Below are 18,359 nucleotides of genomic sequence, written 5' to 3' on the forward strand. Positions count from 1 at the left end.
CCGCCTCTCGACCGACCTTCCTGCGCCGGCGCGAATGCAGAAAGGCCGCCCGAGGGCGGCCTTCTTCCAACGCCAGCGCGGATTTCAGCCCTGCGCCTGCTGCAGCGCCGCGATGCGCTCCTCGATCGGCGGGTGGGTGGAGAACAGTTTGCCCACGCCGGAGGTGATGCCGGCCGTCTGCAGGCCCTTGGGCAGCTCGCCGGGGACCATGCCGCCCAGGCGCGCCAGGGCGTTGATCATGGGCTGGCGGCGGCCCATCAGCTCGGCCGAGCCGCGGTCGGCGCGGAACTCGCGCTGGCGCGAGAACCAGGCCACGATGATGGCGGCCAGGAAGCCCAGCAGGATGTCCAGCACGATGGTCGTGACGAAGTAGCCGATGCCGGGGCCCGAGCGCTGCTCGCCGCGGCTGAGCCAGCCGTCGACGACGTAGCCGATCACGCGCGACAGGAACACCACGAAGGTGTTCATCACGCCCTGGATCAGCGTCATGGTGACCATGTCGCCGTTGGCGATGTGGGCCACTTCGTGGCCGATCACGGCCTCGACCTCGTCGCGGGTCATGCCCTGCAGCAGGCCGGTGGACACGGCGACCAGCGCGCTGTTCTTGAAGGCGCCGGTGGCGAAGGCGTTGGGCTCGCCGGGGAAGATGCCGACCTCGGGCATGCCGATGCCGGCCTTTTCGGCGAAGCGGCGCACCGTCTCGACGATCCAGGCCTCGTCGGCCGAGCCGGTCCCGTCGATCACCTGCACGCCCGAGCTCCACTTGGCGATCGGCTTGGACAGCAGCAGCGAGATGAAGGCGCCGCCGAAGCCCATGATGAAGGCGAAGCCCAGCAGTGCCCCCAGGTTCAGCCCGTTGGCCGTGAGATACCGGTTGACGCCCAGCAGGCTGGCGACGACACCCAGCACCACCACGACGGCGAGGTTGGTGGCCAGGAACAGGACGATGCGTTTCATAAGGCTCCGTTGACGAAGGTTGCCGCGCGAAGATGAGGTGGCCGGCGGCCGAAATCAAGAGGCTGGACCGGCGCGCGAGGCCGGAATTCTGCCCGGTTTCAGCGCCGACCCGGCCGGAATACCGTCGAGTCGTCGTACCAGGAAAAGTTCTGGTTCTCCGGCCACCAGTTGGGGATGCCCAGCACCGGCAGCGGGGTGAACGGCTTGGCGGCCAGCCGCTGCGCCGTGCAGCGCCGGGAGAGCCAGGCGTCGGCCTCCTCCGGGGTCGCCAGCGGGCAGGGCTCGGCCCAGACATGGGCGGTCAGGTTCTTGCGCGGCCGGGCCAGCTGTTCCAGCAGCGCGTGGCCGAACACCATCACGCGCGCCCGCGACCAGAGCGGCCGCAGCTCGATGAACAGGGCCCGCCAGTCGCGCGCCAGCAGCGAGTCCCAGATCGGCGCCGGCGCCTGCAGCAGGGCGCCGTTCTCGTCGAACAGCGTGCCGGCATCCCGCACCGGCCCCCGCCGGCCCCCGATCCCGTTGGCGGCGATCTGCGCCGCCTGCAGCTCGTTCAGCCGCCGCTTGGTCTTCGGCATGCGCAGCCAGCACAGGCCGTTGAAGAAGTCGTGCAGGTTGTCGCGGGTGGGGCAGGCGCGCTGCTCGAAGATGAAGCGCTCGTAGGGCTCGCCGTCGGGCAACGCCGATTGCGCGACGAAGCGCACGGGCGGATCCGGCTCGGCGCCCAGCGCCTGCGCGACCGAGGATCCCTGCGCCACCCGGGCCGCCACCCGCTCGCCCGGCTCGCGCAGGGGCTGGAACCAGGGCGCGCCCCAGTCGATCGACCACGGCTGCACGCGGGGCCTCAGGAGCGCGAGCGGTTGCGCTTGTCGCGAACCATGACGCTCGACTTCCCTTCGTCCGCCACTTCGAACAACTGGGTCGCCACCAGCAGCTTGGTCAGGGTGGCATAGCCGTAGTTGCGCGGGTCGAAGGACGCCTGGTTGGCGATCTGCTGGCCGACGGCACCCACCCGCGCCCAGCCCTGGTCGTCGGCGGCGGCCTCGACGGCGTTGCGCAACAGCATGACGAGCCGGGTGTCCTGCTTGAGCTGCGCGGTCGTGGCGCGCAGGCGGGTGCCCGGGGCTTCGCTGCCGGACTCGTCCGCCTCGGCCGCCGGGGGTGGCAGCTTGTCCAGGAACAGGAAGCGCGAGCAGGCGTTGACGAAGGGCTCGGGCGTCTTGCGCAGGCCGAAGCCGTAGACCGCCGCGCCCTTGGCTCGCAGGTGCATCACCAGCGGGGTGAAGTCGGCGTCGGAGGAGACGATCCCGAAGGCGTCCGGCGCATCCGTGTAGAGCAGGTCCAGCGCGTCGATCACCATCGCCATGTCGCTGGCGTTCTTGCCCTTGGAATAGTCGAACTGCTGCATCGGCCGGATCGCGTGCTCGTGCAGGATCTCCTCCCAGCCGCGCAGCTCGGACTTCTTCCAGTTGCCGTAGGCGCGGCGGATGCTGGTCTCGCCGAAGGTCGACAGCTCGTTCAGGATGACGTCGATCTGCGAGGCCGGCGCGTTGTCGGCATCGATCAGCAGCGCCACGCGTGCGCGCGGCGTCATGCGCCCGCCCCAACCACGGCCTTCCACCGCAGCGTCTCTCCGGCCCGCAGCGGCTTGAGCTGCGCATCCCCGAATGCATAGCCGTCGGGGACGGTCCACTCGGTGCGCTGCAGCACCAGCGTGCCGCTGTTGCGCGGCAGCCCGTAGAAGTCGGGCCCGTGGAAGCTGGCGAAGCCCTCCAGCCGGTCGAGCGCACCGGCGGCCTCGAAGGCTTCGGCGTACAGCTCCATGGCCGCATGCGCCGTGTAGCAGCCGGCACAGCCGGTGGCGTGTTCCTTCAGGTGGGCCGGGTGTGGGGCGCTGTCGGTGCCCAGGAAGAACTTCGGGTTGCCCGAGGTGGCCGCCTGCACCAGTGCGACACGGTGGGTCTCGCGCTTGAGCACCGGCAGGCAGTAGTAGTGCGGGCGGATGCCGCCGGTGAAGATGGCGTTGCGGTTGTAGAGCAGGTGGTGCGCGGTGATGGTGGCGGCCGTGAGCGCATCCGAATCCTGGACGTACTGGGCCGCCTCCCGGGTGGTGATGTGTTCCATCACGATCTTCAGGCCGGGGAAGTCGCGCCGCAGCGGGACCAGTTGCTGCTCGATGAACACCGCCTCGCGGTCGAACAAATCAACTTCCGGCGACGTCACTTCGCCGTGCACCAGTAGCGGCAGGCCTTCACGCTGCATCGCCTCCAGCGTGGGCCAGGCCTTGCGGATGTCGGTGACGCCGGCGTCGCTGTTGGTGGTGGCACCGGCCGGATAGAGCTTGACGGCCACCACGCCGGCCTCGCGCGCGCGCCGGATCTCCTCCGGCGGTAGCCGGTCGGTGAGGTACAGCGTCATCAGCGGCTCGAAGGCCACGCCCCTCGGCACGGCCTCGAGGATGCGGGCCCGGTACGCCGCCGCCTGCGCGGCCGTGGTCACCGGCGGCTTCAGGTTGGGCATGACGATGGCCCGGCCGAACTGGGCCGCCGAGTGCGGCACCACGGCGGCCAGGGCCGCCCCGTCGCGCACGTGCAGGTGCCAGTCGTCGGGGCGGGTGATCGTGAGCGTCTGCAACATGGGCTGGATTGTCCCAGACGGCATGACCCGACCGCAGGTCGAACCGTTCACGCGGAATGACATGCAGCGCGAACACACCTTGGGCCAGGAACCGGCTTCGCCGGGCCTGGCCCAACTGTTCAGAACCACCGGGAAAACGCGCAGCGTTTTCCCGGTGAACCCTAGTGCGCCAGGATCTTGTTCAGGAAGTCCTTGGTCCGCGCCTGGCGCGCTTCGGGGTTGCCGAAGAAGTCGTCCTTGCTGCAGTCTTCCAGGATGCGGCCGCCCACGTCGATGAAGATCACGCGGTTGGCGACCTTGCGGGCAAAGCCCATCTCGTGGGTGACGACCATCATGGTCATGCCCTCGCGGGCCAGGTTGACCATCACGTCCAGCACCTCGCCGACCATCTCGGGATCCAGCGCCGAGGTCGGCTCGTCGAACAGCATGACGACCGGGTCCATCGACAGCGCGCGGGCGATGGCCACGCGCTGCTGCTGGCCGCCGGAGAGCTGGCCGGGGAACTTGTCCTTGTGCGCCATCAGCCCGACGCGGTCGAGCATCTTGAGCCCGCGCTTCTTCGCCTCGTCGGTGCTGCGGCCCAGCACCTTGACCTGCGCGATGGTGAGGTTCTCGGTCACCGACAGGTGCGGGAACAGCTCGAAATGCTGGAACACCATGCCGACGCGGCTGCGCAGCTTGGGCAGGTCGGTCTTGGGCCCGTTGACGTGGATGCCGTCGACGAAGATGTCGCCCTTCTGGATCGGCTCCAGCGCGTTGACGGTCTTGATCAGGGTGGACTTGCCCGAGCCCGAGGGCCCGCACACGACGACCACGTCGCCCTTGTCGATGCGCACCGAGCAGTCCTGGAGCACCTGCACCGGCCCGTACCACTTGGACACGTTGCGGACGTCGATCATGGGTTGCTGTTCGCTCATGGCGGGGTCTTTCAGCGGATGATGGCGATCTTCTGCTGCAGCCGCTTGACCAGCCACGACAGGGTGAAGCAGATGACGAAGTAGAAGACGGCGGCCAGGATGTAGCTCTCGCGCGGGTGGCTCAGGTTGTTGCCGGCCACCGTGAAGCCGTGCAGCATGTCGTGGGCCGTGATGATGTAGACCAGCGAGGTGTCCTGGAACAGGATGATGGTCTGCGTCAGGAACACCGGGATCATGTTGCGGAAGGCCTGCGGCAGGATCACCAGCCGCATGTTCTGCGCATAGCTCATGCCCAGCGCCTGGCCGGCGTAGACCTGCCCGCGCGGGATCGACTGGATGCCGGCACGCACGATCTCGGAGAAGTACGCCGCCTCGAAGGCGATGAAGGTGATCACCGCGGAGGTCTCGGCGCCGATCGGCCGGCCGGTGATCAGCGGCACCATCAGGAAGAACCACAGCAGCACCATCAGCAGCGGGATGGACCGCATGCCGTTGACGTAGACGGCGGCTGGCAGTTCCAGCGCCTTGACGCCGGACAGGCGCATGAGCGCCAGGACGGTGCCGAACAGGATGCCGCCCAGCGTGGCCACCGCGGTCAGCGCGAAGCTGAAATACATCCCCTGCAGGATGTAGCCGCGGAACACCTCGGCGGTGAAGAAGGAGAAGTCGAGCCCCAGCATCAGTGCCCGCCCCCGGTACTGGCGACGAAGCCCGGCACCCGCGCGCGCTTCTCGATGAAGGCCATGACGCGGTTGACGGCGAAGGCCGACACGATGTACAGGCCGGTGACCGCCAGGTACACCTCGATGCCGCGCGCCGTCTCCTCGCCCACCTGCTGGGCGTAGAAGGTCAGCTCGGTGATGGACACCGCGAAGGCGATCGAGGAGTTCTTCAGGATGTTCATCGTCTCGCTGGTGAGCGGAGGCACGATGATGCGGAACGCCATGGGCAGCAGCACGTAGCGGTAGGTCTGCGCCGTCGTGAAGCCCAGGGCCATGCCCGCGTAGCGCTGCCCGCGCGGCAGCGACTGGATGCCCGCGCGCACCTGCTCCGCGATGCGGGCGGACGTGAACAGGCCGAGGCCGGCGACCACCAGGGCCAGCTTGGGCGTGTCGGCGAAGGCCGGGAACACCACCGGCACCACGTGGTACCAGAGGAAGATCTGCACCAGCAGGGGGATGTTGCGGAACAGCTCCACCCACCAGTTGCCGATGCGCGTCAGCCAGGGGCTCGCGGGCAGCGTGCGCATGGTGCCGATGAGCGCGCCGGCGACCAGAGCGACGACCAGCGACAGCGCCGCGACCAGCGCGGTCTGGCCCCAGGCCTGGAGCAGCCAGTCCAGGTAGGTCTCCGTGCCCGTGGGACCGCCAGTGCCGAAACAGCCGGGCACCACCGTCCGGTCGATCGTGTCCTGGCAGAAGACCTGCCAATCGAGCGCCATCCGCTCCTCCTCCTTGTCGGTGCCTCACCGGCCGCCTGCGGGCGGCCGGCGGGCCCGGAGCCCCTTACTGGTTGTTGAAGGCTTCGGCCGGCTTGTCGTTCGGGTTGGCCACCAGCTCGGTGAGGATCTTGCCCATGGGCAGGTTCACGCTGGTGTTCTTCGGCGGGATCGGCTTCATGAACCACTTGTCGTACAGCGCCTTGATCTCGCCGTCCTTCATGGCCTTGCGGATGTAGTCGTCCACGGCCTGCTTGAACTTGGGATCGTCCTTGCGCAGCATGATGGCGATCGGCTCGACGTTCAGCGTCTCGCCCACGATGGCGAAGTCCTTGGGGTTCTTGGAGCCGGCGATCAGGCCCGCCAGGATGTTGTCGTCCATCACGAAGGCGTCGGCGCGGCCGGACTCCATCAGCAGGAAGCTGTCGGCGTGGTCCTTGCCGTACACCTCCTTGAACTGGATGCCCTGGGCGCGCTTGTTCTTGCGCAACAGCGCCACCGAGGTGGTGCCGGTGGTGGTGGCGACGGTCTTGCCGTTCAGGTCGGCCACCGACTTGATGCCGGAATTGTTCTTGACCGCGGTGCGCACTTCGGTGACGTAGGTGGTCAGCGCGAAGGCGACGTCCTTCTGGCGGGCCTCGTTGTTAGTGGTGGAGCCGCACTCGATGTCCACCGTGCCGTTCTGCACCAGCGGGATGCGGTTGGCGGAGGTCACGGCCACGTACTCGACCGGCGTGTTGGGGAAGACCGACTTCAGGATGCGCTGGCACAGCTCGACGTGGTAGCCGGTGAACTGGTTGTTGCCCAGCGTGTAGGCGAGCGGCGCCGACGACTCGCGGGTGCCCATCACGACCTTGTTGGCGGCCTTGACCTTGGCGATCGTGTCGTTCGCCTGCGCAAACGCGGTGCCGGTGGTGACGGTGGCAGCAGCCAGGGTGGCAGCCAGCAGAACCTTCTTCATGGAGATCTCCTCGGGGGGTTCGGTTTAAGGTGAACTGACAACGAAATTCTAGGGGGCCCGGCGTTGCGGGAATACCCGCATCCCGACGGCTCGCGAAGCGAGTACCCGTCTCACGCGGTCCTGCCGCCGGCGCCCTCCAGCCGCATCGGCTGGGTCAGCTTCTCGGGCACCAGCAGGGCGTCGATCTGCGCCCGCGTCATGATCCCGAGCGACTCGGCCACCTCGTCGATGGGCGCACCGGTGGCGATCGCCGTCTTGGCGATCAGGGCCGCCTTCTCGTAGCCGATGATGGGGTTGAGCGCGGTCACCAGCGTCACCGAATCGCGCACGCGGCGCGCGAGCAGGTCCTGGTTGGCCTCGATGCCCGACACGCAGTGCGCCTGCAGCGTCAGGCAGGCATTCGACAGGTGCTGGATGCTCTTGTAGAGGCTCCAGCCCATGATGGGCTCAAAGGCGTTGAGCTGCAGCTGCCCCGCCTCGGATGCCATGGTCACGGTCACGTCGTTGCCGATCACCTCGTAGGCGACCTGGTTCATCACTTCCGGGATCACCGGGTTGACCTTGCCCGGCATGATGGACGAGCCGGCCTGCCGCGCGGGCAGGCGGATGTCGCCGAAGCCGGCCTGCGGCCCGCTGGACAGCAGGCGCAGGTCGTTGCAGGTCTTGGATAGCTTGGTGGCCACCCGCTTGAGCACGCCCGACAGCTGCACGAAGGCACCGGTGTCCTGCGTCGCCTCGACCAGGTTGGGCGACTTCACCACCGGCACCCCGCTGATCTCGGCCAGGTGGCGGCAGGCGAGGTCGGCATAGCCGGCCGGCGAGTTGATGCCGGTGCCGATGGCGGTGGCGCCCAGGTTGATTTCCTGGATCAGCGCGCGGGCCTCGCGCAGGCGTGCCTCGTCCTCCTCCAGCATCACCGCGTAGGTGGAGAACTCCTGCCCCAGCGTCATCGGCACCGCATCCTGCAGCTGGGTGCGGCCGATCTTGAGGATGTCCTTGAACGCCTCGGCCTTGGTCTCGAAGCCCTTTCGCAGCACGTCCATGGACGCGATCAGGCGGTCGATGCCGAACCACAGCGACACCCGCACCGCCGTGGGGTACACGTCGTTGGTGCTCTGCGAGGCATTGACGTGGTCGTTGGGGTGCAGCACGTCGTAGCGGCCCTTCTCGAACCCCATGCGCTCCAGCGCCAGGTTGGCGATCACCTCGTTGGCATTCATGTTGGTCGAGGTGCCGGCGCCGCCCTGGATCACGTCGACCACGAACTGGTCGTGGAAGCGGCCCTCGATCAGCTGCTCGCAGGCGCCCATGATCGCGAAGGCGCGCGCCTCGTCCAGCACGCCGAGCTCCAGGTTGGCGCGGGCGGTGGCCTTCTTGACGAAGCCGAATGCGCGCACCAGTTCCGGCATGGCCGACACCGGCGTGCCCGAGATCGGGAAGTTCTCAATGGCGCGTGCGGTGTGCACGCCCCAGTAGGCCTCGGCGGGAATCTGCTTCTCGCCGAGGAAATCGCGCTCGATGCGGTGGTCGTTGGACATGGCGTGGGCCGGAAGTGGCGACGAAATGTAGCGGCGGCGTTGCGGGGCAGCCAATGCCGTTTGCGCCCCAGCCTTATGCGAAAAAACTATGACCGGGCCGCGCGCGCCGGTGCCTCGTCCGCCGCGGCCGGACCGGCCAGGAAGGACCATAGCGCCTGCACCGTGCGCTTGGGGGCTTCGCGCGGCGAAGGCTTCTCGCGATAGGCGCGGATGTCCATGGCCATCTGCAGCGCCATGCCCGGCGGCGTCGCCGGCACCAGCTTGCGCGAGCGCAGCTCCTTCTTCACCGCGCTGTAGGGGAGGAAGGCGACGCCATGGCCTTCCAGCGCCATCACCTTCAGGCCCTCGGCCATGTCGGTCTCGTAGACCCGGTCGAGGTGGATGGCGGTGGGCGACTGCTTGAGGATCAGGTCGGTCACGCGCCCGAGATAGGCGCCCGGCGCGTAGCCCAGGTACGGCAGGGGCTGGCCGGCCCGGCCCGGCAGCTTGAACACGGGCTCGCCGTCCGGCCCGGGCTTGCAGTAGGGGGCCAGCACTTCCTCGCCCAGCGTGACCATCTGGTAGCGGTCGGTATCCAGCTGCAGCGGCTGCGACACGTGGTGGTAGGCGATCAGCACGTCGCAGCCGCCCTCGACCAGCCGCATCACGGCGTCGTGCACGTTCAGCGCGATCAGCCGGCTCTTGATCGGGCCGAACTTCTCGCGCAGGCTGGAGACCCAGGCCGGGAAGAAGGTGAAGGCCAGGGTGTGCGGCACGGCGAACTCGATCACGTCCTGGCCGGCGGTGGAGTGGCCGCGCAGCATGGCACGCGTGCTTTGCAGCGCCTGCAGCATCTCCAGCGACTGGGTGTAGAGCGTCTCGCCGGCGGGCGTGAGGCGGGTCGGATAGGAACTGCGGTCCACCAGGTCGGTGCCGGCCCAGGCCTCCAGCGCCTGGATGCGGCGCGAGAACGCCGGCTGCGTCACGTGGCGAAGCTGCGCCGACCGGCTGAAGCTGCGTGTCTCGGCCAGGCTGACGAAGTCTTCGAGCCATTTGGTTTCCATGGCCGATATTGTCTCCCGCCGCGTTGCCGGCCGCCGCTCCGGCGTTGGTCCACCACCCCGGACGCCGGGGGTCTCAGGCGGCGAACTCCATGATCCGCGCCGAGACCGAATCGCCGTCCACCAGCAGTTCCCCGGCCGCGATCGGCAGCTTGAAGCGGCGGGGCCCGGCGCTGCCCGGGTTGACGAACAGGACGCCGCCGCGCTCCTGCACCAGCGGCTTGTGCGAGTGGCCGGACACGACCACGCGCGCCGAGCGGACCTGCGCATGCTGCGCCAGCATCGCCAGGTCGTGGATCACGAACACGCCGATTCCCTCCACCGCGAGCAGCTCGCCCTCGGGCAGCCGGTCGGCCCAGGGGCCCCGGTCGTTGTTGCCGCGCACGGCGGTGACCGGGGCGATGCGGCGGAGCTGCTGCAGGATGGCCTCGTCGCCGATGTCGCCGGCATGCACGATGCGGTCGCTGCCAGCCAGGAAGTCCAGCACCTGCGGGCGCAGCAGGCCATGGGTATCGGAGACGAGGCCGATGCGCGTCATGCGGCCTCCGGTGCCCACGCTCAGGCGAGGCTGGCCGGATCGAGGTTGGCGCCGCACACGACCAGCGCCACGGATTCGCCGGGCGCCGGCCGGTACGCCTGCTGCTGCAGCGCCGCCAGGGGCAGGGCCGCGGCCGGCTCCACCGCCAGCTTCATCTGCTGCCACAGCCAGCGCTGGGCGGAGCGGATCGCCTCGTCGGTCAGCAACAGCGACTGCGGCACCCAGCGCTGCGTGACGTCCCAGGCCAGCCCGCCGATGCGCTTGGCACCCAGCGAATCGGCGGCGATGCCGCTGACCGCCACGTCGACCGGCTCGCCGGCCTCCCGGGCCCGGTGCAGCGTGGGCGCGAGCTCGGGCTCCAGCGCGATCACGCGGCTGCGATCCCGGAACCAGGACGCGACGCCGGCGATCAGCCCGCCGCCGCCCACGCTCACCAGCACCGCATCGGGCGCGCGGCCGCCCTGCTCCTCGATCTCGAAGGCGAGCGTGCCGGCACCGGTGACCACTTCGGGCTGGTCGTAGGCGTGCGTGAGCAGGGCGCCGGTCTCCCGCTGGCGCGCGAGGCAGGCCTCCAGCGCCTCGGCATAGACCGCGCCGACAACCACCACCTCCGCGCCCAGCTCGCGCAGCCGCGCCTGCTTGGCCGGGCTGCAGACGGTGGGCACGAACACCTCGCAGCGCACGCCCAGTTCACGCGCCGCGGCGGCCGTGGCGATGCCTGCGTTGCCGCCGGACGCGACGATCACGCCGCCGGCCGGAACCGGGTTGGACAGCAGCCGGTACAGCATGCCGCGCGCCTTGAAACTGCCCGAGGCCTGCAGGTGTTCCAGCTTGAGCCACACCTCCTCGCAGGCGACGCCGAGCGCGCTGCCGGGCAGCTTCCACAGCGGCGTGCGGCGGATGAAGTGCGGGAAGCGCTCGCGGAAGATGCGGGCAGCCTGCTCGATGGCGGCGCTATCCATTGATGTCATTCCCGCGAAGGCGGGGATCCAGTGTTTCCAACTTCCTCTAAAGGCTCATGCGCGCGCCCGCAACGTCGCCGGGCCACGCTCACAGCTTCAGCCCCTTCGGCAGCGGGAACTTGACCGTCTCCCGCACGCCCTCCATGGGCTGCAGCGTCACGCCGACACCCAGCGAGCGGATGCGCTCGATCACCTGCTGCACCAGCAGCTCCGGCGCCGAGGCGCCGGCCGTCAGGCCGACCCGCTTGCGGCCGACCAGCCACTGCGGATCGAGGTCCTCGGCGCGGTCGACCATGTGGCTGGGCACGTCGAGCTTGCGCGCCAGCTCGGCCAGCCGGTTGCTGTTGCTGCTGGTGGGGCTGCCCACCACAATCACCACGTCCACCTGGCGCGCCATGACCTTGACCGCGTCCTGCCGGTTCTGGGTGGCGTAGCAGATGTCCTGCTGCTTGGGCTCGCGCACGTTGGGGAAGCGCCGGCGCACCGCCGCCGAGATCTCGGCCGCGTCGTCGACCGACAGCGTGGTCTGCGTGACCAGCGCCAGCCGCTCGGTCTGGGCCGGCTGCACCCGCTCGACGTCCTCCACGTCCTCGACCAGGTGGATGCCGCCGTCGAGCTGGCCCATGGTGCCCTCGACCTCGGGGTGGCCCTTGTGGCCGATCATGATGAATTCGTAGCCCTCGCGCGCGAGCTTGGCCACCTCGATGTGCACCTTGCTCACCAGCGGGCAGGTGGCGTCGAAGATCTCGAAGCCGCGCCGGCGCGCCTCGTCCTGCACCGCCTTGCTGACCCCGTGCGCCGAGAACACCAGCGTGGCGCCGGCGGGCACCTGGTCCAGGTCCTCGATGAAGATGGCGCCCTTGGCCTTCAGGTCGTTGACCACGTAGGTGTTGTGCACGATCTCGTGGCGCACGTAGATCGGCGCGCCGAACTTGGCCAGCGCCCGTTCGACGATCTCGATGGCCCGGTCCACCCCCGCGCAGAAGCCGCGCGGCTCGGCCAGGACGATCTGCTTGGTGCCGGTGTTCACAGCACCCCGATCAGCTGGACCTCGAAGGTCACCGCCTGCCCCGCGAGCGGGTGGTTGAAATCGAACAGCACGGCGTCCTCGGCGCCCTCGCGCCCGACCTGCCGCACCGCGCCGGCGTAGCTGCCGCTGCCGTCGGGCGTGGCGAACTCCACCACCTCGCCGACGTGGTACTCCTCCTGGGGATCGCCCATCTCGCGCAGCAGCTTGCGCGCCACCCACTGCACCATCTCCGGGTTGCGCTCGCCGAAGGCCTCGCCGGCGGCCAGCTCGAAGGTGGCGCGTGCGCCCTCCTCCAGGCCGATGAGGCGCTGCTCCATGGCCGGCGACAGCTCACCCGTGCCCAGTGTCAAAGTCGCGGGCTTGTCGTTGAACGTGTTGATGACGTCGCCGCCGGGGCCGGCCAGGCGGTAGTGCAGCGTGAGGAAAGAGCCCGGCTGCACGCGGGGCGTAGGGGATGGCATGACAGGGTGGATTTTAGGCGCCCGGCACCCCCCGCATCCTTGCCCCCGGTCATTGCCCCCGCCCCTTCCGCCATGCCCCTGGACCACCTCCCGCCCGACGCCCGCCCGCGCGAGAAGCTGCTGGCGCGTGGCGCCGCCGCCCTGTCGGACACGGAACTGCTGGCCCTGCTGCTGCGCACCGGCCCGGCCGGCAAGGGCGTGTTCGCGCTGGCGCAGGAACTGGTGGAGACCTTCGGCGGCGTCGCCGGGCTGCTGCACACCCGCGCCGAGGACCTGCGGCGCATCAAGGGCCTGGGCGGCCCGGCCAAGCGGGCCGAGCTGGCCGCGGTGCTGGAGCTGGCGCGCCGCGCCCTGGCCCAGCAGTTGCGCACGCGCGAGGCCTTCGGTTCGCCGGACGCCGTCAAGCACTACCTGCAGCTGCACCTGGCGCGCCAGCCGCACGAGGTGTTCGCGGTCATGTTCCTGGACGCCCAGAACCGGCTGATCGAGATGGAAGTGATGTTCCGCGGCACCCTGACCCAGACCTCGGTCTACCCGCGCGAGATCGTGGTCCGCGCCCTGCAACACGAGTCGGCCTCGGTCGTGCTCGCCCACAACCACCCCAGCGGCACCGTCAACCCCTCGCGCGCCGACGAGGCGCTCACCCAGGCCCTGAAGGCCGCCCTGGCGCTGGTCGACGTGCGGGTGCTGGACCACGTGATCGTGGCGCCGGGGCAGGCGCTGTCGATGGCGGAGCGGGGGTTGCTCTAGGGAGCTAGGGCGTTGGTCCGAGCGGCCTGAGCAGCACCACCAGCGCCCCCGCCCCGCCCTCGTCGCCGCGGGCCTGGACGAAGGCCAGCACTTCCTTCTTCTGCACCAGCCAGCCCTGGACCTTGGCCTTGAGCACCGGCGTCTTGCCGGGGGAGCCCAGGCCCTTGCCGTGCACCACCCGGACGCAGCGCACGCCGTGGCGGTGGGCCTCGCGGATGAAGGCCGACAGGGCCTCGCGGGCGTCGTCCCGGCGCAGGCCGTGCAGGTCGATCTCGCGCTGGATGCTCCAGTGCCCCTTGCGCAGCTTGCGGGTCACGTCCAGGCCGATACCGGGGCGGCGGAAGCTCAGCGCGTCGTCCACGTCCAGCAGGGTGCTGGCGTCGAAGTCGTCGCTCAGCGATTCGGCCAGCACGCGCTGCTCGTCCAGCAGCTGCTGCACCGGGATGGGCGGCGGCTGCTCGCCGGCCAGCAGCACGCGGGGTGGGTGCCGCAGGGGCTTCACCTCGCCGGCGGCGCGCACGAACAGGTTGCGCTCGGCGGCCGCCTTGCGCTGCGCCGCCTCGCGCGCGGCCGCCTCCTGGGCGGCGAGTTGCTGCTGCTCGGCGAGCTTGCGCTGGATCTCCTGCAGGTCGCGCAGCGACTTGGCCTTCATCGCGCGCGGCAGGGCGAAACCCGGGACGTCATGGGTCGATTGTCGCAGCCGGGGCTTGCTTGAAAATCGGGCCGCCGGCCCGAACTGGGCGCCATGAACACACCGCTGACCGCCCACCGCAACCTGGTCACGCTGGTGCAGGTGCTCCGCAAGCTGGAGCGCAGCCGCGTGCCCCTGGACCCCGAGCAGTACCGCTCGGTGGTCACCCGCATCCAGGACGAGCTGCGCAACCACCCGCGCGACGCCGGCCTGGAGGCGTTGCTGGCCGCCGTGCCGGAGCTGGCCGAGTTGTACGAGAACCTGAACTACGAGCTGGCAGGCCTGTGCCGGTCGCCGCTGGAAGTGGCGGTCGGCGCGGAGCAGCAGGCGCGCGAGGCGATCGCCCGCGCCATCGGCAAGCCGGCGACCCGGTAATCGCCCCGGCTAGCGCCCGCGCCGCACCCAGCGCGGCACGCGGAAGCGCACGATGCTGATGTACGCCCACACGTACAGGGCCACGAAGCCGATGCACAGCGCCATCAGCACCCCGGTGTTGCGCCAGAACAGCGTGGCCGGCACCACCGTCAGCAGGCAGAACGCCCACAGGTAGGGCGAGGTGCGGTTGTTGCGCATCAGCATGCGCCGCGCCTCGTCGTCGTCGAACACCTCCCGCACGATGCGCTTGTAGACCAGCTGGTGCAGGTGCAGCGCGTCGGCCATGCTGGGGGACTGGCCGCGCACCAGCTTGCGGTAGATCGAGAACCCGGTCTCCAGCACCGGGTACGACAGCAGCAGCATGGGGAACCAGGGCGACACCGACGGGTGCCGCTGCACCAGCAGGATGACCGCCATCGCGATCACCACGCCCCACAGGTAGGCCCCGCCGTCGCCGGCAAAGATCAGGCCGCGCGGGTAGTTCCAGACCAGGAAGCCGACGGTGGCGCCCGCCAGCACCAGCACCACGGCCGCGATCTGCCGGTCGCCCACCTGCATCGCCACGTAGGCGATCGACAGGCAGCAGATCATGGCGACGGTGCCGGCCAGGCCGTTGTAGCCGTCGATGATGTTGAAGGCGTGGGGCAGCCCGGCGATGGCGAACAGCGCCAGCAGGATCCCGGGCCAGTGGCTGGCCGTCCAGGCCAGGTCCACCCAGCCGATGTCGAACCCGGGCACCCGCAGGCGCAGCAGCAGCACGCCGCAGATCCCCGCCACCAGGGTGAAGATCAGGCGCCAGCGGGCGCGCAGGAAGTGCCAGATGTCCTCGGCCGTTCCGCCCACGCTGGCGATCATCGCCACCGCGCACCAGGTCAGCGCCTCGAACGGCGAGAAGTCGATGCCGTTGGAAACGCCCAGGTACGGCTGGGCCACCACCATCCACAGCCAGCCCAGCAGGCAGGCGACCAGCATGGCGACGCCGCCCAGGCGCGGCACGTGGCCGGCATGGAAGCGCTGCGGCATGTCCATGCCGTAGCGATGCGCGATCCGCCGCCCCGACCGGATCAACCAGGCACAAGCGAGCGCCGACACCGACGCGCACGCGAACAGGAGGAAAAGCATGACTTCAGCTTGCTTTTTGTTGTGCCTGATTGTCCCATGCCCATCGGCACCGTCATCCGGCGGCCACCCCGTGGCCGTCACGGTTGCGTGCACCACCGGTCTTCCTCTTGTGCTGTGCAATAATCGTTCATTCAGTGAACGGAGCCGCCGTGCAGCACCCCAAGCGCCAGTCGCTGCAGCAGGAGGACATCCAGTTCCAGGTGCTGCGGCGCCTGCGCGAGCGGCCTGACATCAGCCAGCGGGAGCTGGCCCGGGAATTGGGCGTCAGCCTGGGGAGCGTCAATTTCTGCTTCCAGGCCCTCGTGCAGAAGGGCTGGATCAAGATCCAGAACTTCCAGCAGAGCAACCACAAGCTGGGATACATGTACCTGCTCACCCCTGCCGGCATCACCGAGAAATCCGTCCTGACCGCCCGCTTCCTGGCCCGCAAGATGCGCGAGTACGAGGCGCTGCGGCGCGAGATCGAACTGCTGCAGGCCGAGGTGCCGGCGAAGCACGACCCGGGCGGGAAGAAGCGTTCACCGTGAGGCAGCAGCACGCCACGACAATCCGCGGCCATCGCCCCTGAGGACAATCGCGGCGGCTGCGACCGGCCCGGACCCAGCCACCGCGAACACCCGACATCGAGAACATGAAAGTACTGGTCACCGGCTCCGCCGGCTTCATCGGTTCCGCGCTCACCCTGCGCCTGCTGGAGCGCGGCGACACGGTCGTCGGCGTCGACAACCACAACGACTACTACGACCCGGCCATCAAGGAGGCGCGCCTGGCGCGCTTCGCCGGCCATTCGGGCTACACCCACGTGCGGGCCGACCTGGCCGACCGGGACGCCATCGAGCAGGTCTTCGCCATGCACAAGCCGCAGCGGGTGGTCAACCTGGCGGCCCAGGCCGGCGTCCGCTACTCGATCGAGAACCCACTGGCCTACATCAACAGCAACATCGTCGGGTTCGCGCACGTGCTGGAAGGCTGCCGCCACCATGGCGTGGAGCACCTGGCCTACGCCAGCAGCTCCAGCGTCTACGGCGCCAACACCGCCATGCCGTTCTCGGTGCACCAGAACGTCGACCATCCGCTGAGCCTTTACGCGGCCAGCAAGAAGGCCAACGAGCTGATGGCCCACACCTACAGCCACCTGTACGGGCTGCCGACCACGGGGCTGCGGTTCTTCACCGTCTACGGCCCCTGGGGCCGGCCCGACATGGCCCTGTTCAAGTTCACCAAGGCCATCCTGGCCGGCGAGGCCATCCAGGTCTTCAACCACGGCCAGCACCGCCGCGACTTCACCTACATCGACGACATCGTCGAAGGCGTGATCCGGGTGCTGGACCACCCGGCCGAACGCAATCCCGCGTGGGACGGCGCGAGGCCCGATCCCGGCACCAGCGCGGCGCCCTGGCGCGTCTACAACATCGGCAACAACCGGCCGGTGCAACTGCTGGACTACATCGCGGCGCTGGAGAAGGCCCTGGGCCGCAAGGCCCGCATGGAGATGCTGCCGCTGCAACCCGGCGACGTGCCGGACACGTATGCCGACGTCGACGACCTCGTCGAGCAGTTCCAGTACCGGCCGGGCACGACCGTGGAACAGGGCATTGGCCGCTTCGTCGAGTGGTACCGCGACTACTTCAAGGTTCCGGCATGACGATCTCCGCCGACACCGTCGTCGCCGTCATCGGGCTGGGCTACGTGGGCCTGCCGCTGGCCGCGGCCTTCGGCCGGAAGTACCGCACCATCGGCTACGACCTGTCCGAAACCAAGATCGCGCACTATCGGCAGCGCGTGGACCCCACCGGCGAGCTCGGCGCGGAGCAGTTCGAGGCCGCCACCCGGCTGTCGTTCTCCACGGATCCCAAGGCGCTGGCCGAGGCCGACGTCCTCGTCGTCGCGGTCCCGACGCCGGTGGACGGGGCGCACATCCCCGACTTCTCGCCGCTGGTGGGCGCCTCCACGACGGTGGGGGCGCACATGAAGCGCGGCGCCATCGTGGTGTACGAGTCCACGGTGTATCCCGGCGCGACCGAGGAAGTCTGCGTGCCGCTGCTGGAAAGGCACTCCGGCCTGCAGTGGAAGCGCGACTTCCACGTCGGCTACTCGCCCGAGCGCGTCAACCCCGGGGACCGGGAGCGCACCGTCACCCGCATCGTGAAGGTGGTGGCGGGCGACGACGCCCGGACCCTGCAGGCGGTCGCCGATCTCTACGGGTCGGTCATCGAAGCCGGCGTGCACCGCGCCTCCTCCATCAAGGTGGCCGAGGCCGCCAAGGTGATCGAGAACACCCAGCGCGACCTCAACATCGCGCTGATGAACGAGCTGGCCATCATCTTCGGCCGCATCGGCATCGACACGCTGGAGGTGCTGCAGGCGGCCGGCACCAAGTGGAACTTCCTGCCGTTCCGCCCCGGGCTGGTCGGCGGCCACTGCATCGGCGTGGATCCCTACTACCTGACGCACAAGGCGGAGATGCTGGGCTACCACCCGCAGGTGATCCTGGCCGGCCGGCGCATCAACGACGGCATGGCCGCGCACGTGGCGCAGCAGACCGTCAAGCAGATGATCAACGCCGGCAGCAGCATCAAGGGCGCCCGGGTGAACGTGCTGGGCCTGACCTTCAAGGAGAACTGCCCGGACCTGCGCAACTCCAAGGTGGCCGACGTGGTGCGCGAACTGCGCGAGTACGGCTGCGACGTCCACGTGCACGACCCGATCGCCGACCCGGCCGACGCCCGGCACGAGTACGGCATCGAGCTGGCCGCCTGGGACGACCTGCCGGCCGCCGACGCCACCGTGGCGGCCGTCTCGCACGCCGAGTACCTGGCCATGCCGCTGGCGCAGCTGGTCGCCAAGACGCGGCCCGGCGGCGTGTTCGTCGACGTCAAGTCCGCCTATGGCGCCGACGCCCTGCGTGCCGCCGGCCTGGCCGTGTGGCGACTCTGAACACCGAC

Annotated in this window: 21 protein-coding genes; 5 read left to right on the plus strand and 16 right to left on the minus strand. The window is 69.4% G+C overall.

All coding sequences use genetic code 11. From position 1 onward, the window contains the following. Positions 1 to 84: 84 nt before the first annotated feature. The 14 genes from htpX to VEC03_RS02895 form a co-directional block, all read right to left on the minus strand. The gene (gene htpX, locus VEC03_RS02830; RefSeq protein ID WP_324912609.1) at positions 85 to 957 is read right to left on the minus strand and encodes a protease HtpX; all 873 of its coding nucleotides are present in this window, start codon (positions 955 to 957) and stop codon (positions 85 to 87) included. A 98-nt stretch (positions 958 to 1,055) separates the two neighbouring features. After that, the gene (locus VEC03_RS02835; RefSeq protein ID WP_324912610.1) at positions 1,056 to 1,790 is read right to left on the minus strand and encodes a DUF3025 domain-containing protein; all 735 of its coding nucleotides are present in this window, start codon (positions 1,788 to 1,790) and stop codon (positions 1,056 to 1,058) included. A gap of 8 nt (positions 1,791 to 1,798) precedes the next feature. Further along, on the minus strand, positions 1,799 to 2,548 hold the full coding sequence (locus VEC03_RS02840; RefSeq protein WP_324912611.1) for an NYN domain-containing protein: 750 nt from the start codon (positions 2,546 to 2,548) through the stop codon (positions 1,799 to 1,801). Continuing rightward, complete coding sequence (pyrC, locus tag VEC03_RS02845) at positions 2,545 to 3,591, minus strand: dihydroorotase (RefSeq protein ID WP_324912612.1); 1,047 nt, start codon at positions 3,589 to 3,591, stop codon at positions 2,545 to 2,547. Before pyrC ends, VEC03_RS02840 begins: the two co-directional genes overlap by 4 nt. A 161-nt stretch (positions 3,592 to 3,752) precedes the next feature. Then, entirely contained in the window at positions 3,753 to 4,490 is a 738-nt protein-coding gene (locus VEC03_RS02850) for an amino acid ABC transporter ATP-binding protein (RefSeq protein ID WP_324912670.1), read from the minus strand. Between the two features lie 29 nt (positions 4,491 to 4,519). After that, positions 4,520 to 5,191: an amino acid ABC transporter permease gene (locus VEC03_RS02855; protein WP_324912671.1), complete on the minus strand. Its 672-nt coding sequence runs from the start codon at positions 5,189 to 5,191 to the stop codon at positions 4,520 to 4,522. Beyond that, positions 5,188 to 5,949, minus strand: a complete 762-nt coding sequence (locus VEC03_RS02860) for an amino acid ABC transporter permease (protein ID WP_324912613.1) — start codon at positions 5,947 to 5,949, stop codon at positions 5,188 to 5,190. The genes VEC03_RS02855 and VEC03_RS02860 overlap by 4 nt, the downstream gene beginning before the upstream one ends. Positions 5,950 to 6,013: 64 nt before the next feature. Continuing rightward, positions 6,014 to 6,907, minus strand: coding sequence for an amino acid ABC transporter substrate-binding protein (locus tag VEC03_RS02865; protein ID WP_324912614.1), 894 nt, complete (start codon positions 6,905 to 6,907; stop codon positions 6,014 to 6,016). A 110-nt stretch (positions 6,908 to 7,017) separates the two neighbouring features. After that, a complete protein-coding gene (locus VEC03_RS02870) occupies positions 7,018 to 8,445 on the minus strand; it encodes an aspartate ammonia-lyase (protein ID WP_324912615.1) in 1,428 nt (475 codons plus the stop codon). Between the two features lie 86 nt (positions 8,446 to 8,531). Continuing rightward, positions 8,532 to 9,488, minus strand: a complete 957-nt coding sequence (locus tag VEC03_RS02875; RefSeq protein WP_324912616.1) for a LysR family transcriptional regulator — start codon at positions 9,486 to 9,488, stop codon at positions 8,532 to 8,534. Between the two features lie 73 nt (positions 9,489 to 9,561). Then, positions 9,562 to 10,023 carry a metallophosphoesterase family protein gene (locus VEC03_RS02880; protein WP_324912617.1) on the minus strand — a complete coding sequence of 154 codons (462 nt, stop codon included), beginning with the start codon at positions 10,021 to 10,023 and terminating at the stop codon, positions 9,562 to 9,564. 20 nt (positions 10,024 to 10,043) lie between these two features. Further along, complete coding sequence (locus VEC03_RS02885) at positions 10,044 to 10,985, minus strand: threonine/serine dehydratase (RefSeq protein ID WP_324912618.1); 942 nt, start codon at positions 10,983 to 10,985, stop codon at positions 10,044 to 10,046. Positions 10,986 to 11,073: 88 nt separating this feature from the next. Next, positions 11,074 to 12,015, minus strand: coding sequence for a 4-hydroxy-3-methylbut-2-enyl diphosphate reductase (ispH, locus tag VEC03_RS02890; protein ID WP_324912619.1), 942 nt, complete (start codon positions 12,013 to 12,015; stop codon positions 11,074 to 11,076). After that, entirely contained in the window at positions 12,012 to 12,476 is a 465-nt protein-coding gene (locus VEC03_RS02895) for an FKBP-type peptidyl-prolyl cis-trans isomerase (RefSeq protein WP_324912620.1), read from the minus strand. Before VEC03_RS02895 ends, ispH begins: the two co-directional genes overlap by 4 nt. A gap of 72 nt (positions 12,477 to 12,548) precedes the next feature. On the opposite strand from VEC03_RS02895, the gene radC reads away from it, so the two are divergent. Continuing rightward, complete coding sequence (gene radC / locus VEC03_RS02900) at positions 12,549 to 13,226, plus strand: RadC family protein (RefSeq protein WP_324912621.1); 678 nt, start codon at positions 12,549 to 12,551, stop codon at positions 13,224 to 13,226. 4 nt (positions 13,227 to 13,230) lie between these two features. Here radC and VEC03_RS02905 read toward each other — a convergent pair whose 3' ends face one another. Then, on the minus strand, positions 13,231 to 13,878 hold the full coding sequence (locus VEC03_RS02905; protein ID WP_324912622.1) for a Smr/MutS family protein: 648 nt from the start codon (positions 13,876 to 13,878) through the stop codon (positions 13,231 to 13,233). A gap of 93 nt (positions 13,879 to 13,971) precedes the next feature. Between VEC03_RS02905 and VEC03_RS02910 the strand changes: the two genes are divergently transcribed. Then, the gene (locus tag VEC03_RS02910; protein ID WP_324912623.1) at positions 13,972 to 14,292 is read left to right on the plus strand and encodes a hypothetical protein; all 321 of its coding nucleotides are present in this window, start codon (positions 13,972 to 13,974) and stop codon (positions 14,290 to 14,292) included. Between the two features lie 9 nt (positions 14,293 to 14,301). Here VEC03_RS02910 and VEC03_RS02915 read toward each other — a convergent pair whose 3' ends face one another. Then, a complete protein-coding gene (locus tag VEC03_RS02915; RefSeq protein ID WP_324912624.1) occupies positions 14,302 to 15,414 on the minus strand; it encodes a glycosyl transferase in 1,113 nt (370 codons plus the stop codon). 134 nt (positions 15,415 to 15,548) lie between these two features. Here VEC03_RS02915 and VEC03_RS02920 point away from each other — a divergent pair, with 134 nt between their 5' ends. The 3 genes from VEC03_RS02920 (at position 15,549) to VEC03_RS02930 (ending at position 18,351) form a co-directional block, all read left to right on the plus strand. Next, positions 15,549 to 15,941 (plus strand): MarR family EPS-associated transcriptional regulator, encoded by a 393-nt coding sequence (locus tag VEC03_RS02920; protein WP_324912625.1) that lies wholly within the window; start codon positions 15,549 to 15,551, stop codon positions 15,939 to 15,941. A 104-nt stretch (positions 15,942 to 16,045) separates the two neighbouring features. After that, complete coding sequence (locus tag VEC03_RS02925; protein ID WP_324912626.1) at positions 16,046 to 17,059, plus strand: NAD-dependent epimerase; 1,014 nt, start codon at positions 16,046 to 16,048, stop codon at positions 17,057 to 17,059. Continuing rightward, complete coding sequence (locus tag VEC03_RS02930) at positions 17,056 to 18,351, plus strand: nucleotide sugar dehydrogenase (protein ID WP_324912627.1); 1,296 nt, start codon at positions 17,056 to 17,058, stop codon at positions 18,349 to 18,351. The genes VEC03_RS02925 and VEC03_RS02930 overlap by 4 nt, the downstream gene beginning before the upstream one ends. Positions 18,352 to 18,359: the final 8 nt, after the last annotated feature.

This window comes from Ramlibacter sp., from assembly GCF_035627355.1.
Taxonomy (GTDB): Bacteria; Pseudomonadota; Gammaproteobacteria; order Burkholderiales; family Burkholderiaceae_C; genus Ramlibacter.

Excerpts from the sequence above, each read along its gene's own strand:
- htpX (WP_324912609.1), bottom strand. The coding sequence starts at position 957 with ATGAAACGCATCGTCCTGTTCCTGGCCACCAACCTCGCCGTCGTGGTG.
- VEC03_RS02840 (WP_324912611.1), bottom strand. The coding sequence starts at position 2,548 with ATGACGCCGCGCGCACGCGTGGCGCTGCTGATCGATGCCGACAACGCG.
- pyrC (WP_324912612.1), bottom strand. The coding sequence starts at position 3,591 with ATGTTGCAGACGCTCACGATCACCCGCCCCGACGACTGGCACCTGCAC.
- VEC03_RS02850 (WP_324912670.1), bottom strand. The coding sequence starts at position 4,490 with ATGATCGACGTCCGCAACGTGTCCAAGTGGTACGGGCCGGTGCAGGTG.
- VEC03_RS02860 (WP_324912613.1), bottom strand. The coding sequence starts at position 5,949 with ATGGCGCTCGATTGGCAGGTCTTCTGCCAGGACACGATCGACCGGACG.
- VEC03_RS02865 (WP_324912614.1), bottom strand. The coding sequence starts at position 6,907 with ATGAAGAAGGTTCTGCTGGCTGCCACCCTGGCTGCTGCCACCGTCACC.
- VEC03_RS02870 (WP_324912615.1), bottom strand. The coding sequence starts at position 8,445 with ATGTCCAACGACCACCGCATCGAGCGCGATTTCCTCGGCGAGAAGCAG.
- VEC03_RS02875 (WP_324912616.1), bottom strand. The coding sequence starts at position 9,488 with ATGGAAACCAAATGGCTCGAAGACTTCGTCAGCCTGGCCGAGACACGC.
- VEC03_RS02880 (WP_324912617.1), bottom strand. The coding sequence starts at position 10,023 with ATGACGCGCATCGGCCTCGTCTCCGATACCCATGGCCTGCTGCGCCCG.
- VEC03_RS02885 (WP_324912618.1), bottom strand. The coding sequence starts at position 10,985 with ATGGATAGCGCCGCCATCGAGCAGGCTGCCCGCATCTTCCGCGAGCGC.
- VEC03_RS02895 (WP_324912620.1), bottom strand. The coding sequence starts at position 12,476 with ATGCCATCCCCTACGCCCCGCGTGCAGCCGGGCTCTTTCCTCACGCTG.
- radC (WP_324912621.1), top strand. The coding sequence starts at position 12,549 with ATGCCCCTGGACCACCTCCCGCCCGACGCCCGCCCGCGCGAGAAGCTG.
- VEC03_RS02905 (WP_324912622.1), bottom strand. The coding sequence starts at position 13,878 with ATGAAGGCCAAGTCGCTGCGCGACCTGCAGGAGATCCAGCGCAAGCTC.
- VEC03_RS02910 (WP_324912623.1), top strand. The coding sequence starts at position 13,972 with ATGAACACACCGCTGACCGCCCACCGCAACCTGGTCACGCTGGTGCAG.
- VEC03_RS02915 (WP_324912624.1), bottom strand. The coding sequence starts at position 15,414 with ATGCTTTTCCTCCTGTTCGCGTGCGCGTCGGTGTCGGCGCTCGCTTGT.
- VEC03_RS02925 (WP_324912626.1), top strand. The coding sequence starts at position 16,046 with ATGAAAGTACTGGTCACCGGCTCCGCCGGCTTCATCGGTTCCGCGCTC.
- VEC03_RS02930 (WP_324912627.1), top strand. The coding sequence starts at position 17,056 with ATGACGATCTCCGCCGACACCGTCGTCGCCGTCATCGGGCTGGGCTAC.